Genomic DNA, 1,082 nt, shown 5'->3' with positions numbered 1-1,082 from the left:
AATGTTAACGACCTGTATCAAGCAGCTGTAGCATCAGGTAATCCCCAAAACGAACGTCGTGCTCTTGAGTACCCAGAAAAAGTGTCAAGTCTTGTGGATCGTTTCAATCGTAAACTTCGTAAATCAGTTCGCAATATTGAAGCAGCAACAGGTATTGATATTATTGAATACTCACTACAAGACTTCTTAGATCGTACAATTGAAGAAGGTGAAGAAGCCGGTTTGAACACAACAACTCCTTGTGTTGAATCAGTACCCGCACTTGCTGATTGCTCAGCATTTGTTTTCTCTGATGGTTTCCACCCAAGCAGTACCGTTCACACGCAAGCTGGTCAAGAATTTCTTGAAGCTGTATTGAGCCAATAATCCGCTCTTGGATTGGGATCAGAGTGAAAAAACTCTGACCCCAATCTATATTCATATCCGTTTACCTTTGCCCTAACACCGATAGAGCTGCAACACGATAGGCTTCTGCGAGTGTTGGATAGTTAAAAATATTCTCTACAAAAATATCAACAGGGCTGTCGGATAGCATCGCCATCTGACCAATATGAACGAGTTCCGTAGCCCCTTCACCAACTATCTGAACACCCAAGATTTTCTTCCCTTGTTCATCGCAAATGATTTTCAACAAACCATCTTCTATACCACTGATCTGACCTCGAGAAATCTCTTCAAATTTGGCAACACCGACAATGACATCACCCTTGGCTCTAGCCTGTTGTTCAGTGAGCCCAATGCCTGAAATTTCAGGAATGGAGTAAATACCTGCTGGAATGAAATCTGCCATTTTACCAACGCTAATACCTAAGGCATTTCGACTTGCACGGCGCCCCTGCTCCATCGAAGCCGAAGCCAAAGATGGCGGGCCAATTACATCACCAGCCGCGTATATATTGGAAACACTACTTCGTAACTCGTTGTCTACCTGAATATGCCCTTGATTGGTCAACACCACGCCTGCTTTATCAAGACTCAAGCCTGATACATTGGCAACACGGCCTGCTGCCACAAGTAGCTTTGAGCTGCGATATTCTTTCCCATTAGCACATGAGACAACTACTTCAGAAACACCGTTCCAA

General features: G+C 44.0%; 2 protein-coding genes. One reads left to right on the top strand and one right to left on the bottom strand.

All coding sequences use genetic code 11. The annotated features are described in order from the left end of the window. Positions 1 to 366, top strand: a 366-nt coding sequence (locus A3738_RS31275) for an SGNH/GDSL hydrolase family protein (RefSeq protein WP_197473922.1), incomplete at its 5' end; no start/stop codon positions are given. 61 nt (positions 367 to 427) lie between these two features. Here the strand turns inward: A3738_RS31275 and A3738_RS19180 are convergent. Next, positions 428 to 1,082: FAD-dependent oxidoreductase (locus A3738_RS19180; RefSeq protein ID WP_197473921.1), on the bottom strand; the 655-nt coding region annotated here is incomplete at its 5' end.

This window comes from Oleiphilus sp. HI0066, from assembly GCF_001635725.1.
This window is presented reverse-complemented; position numbering and strand designations above follow the sequence as displayed.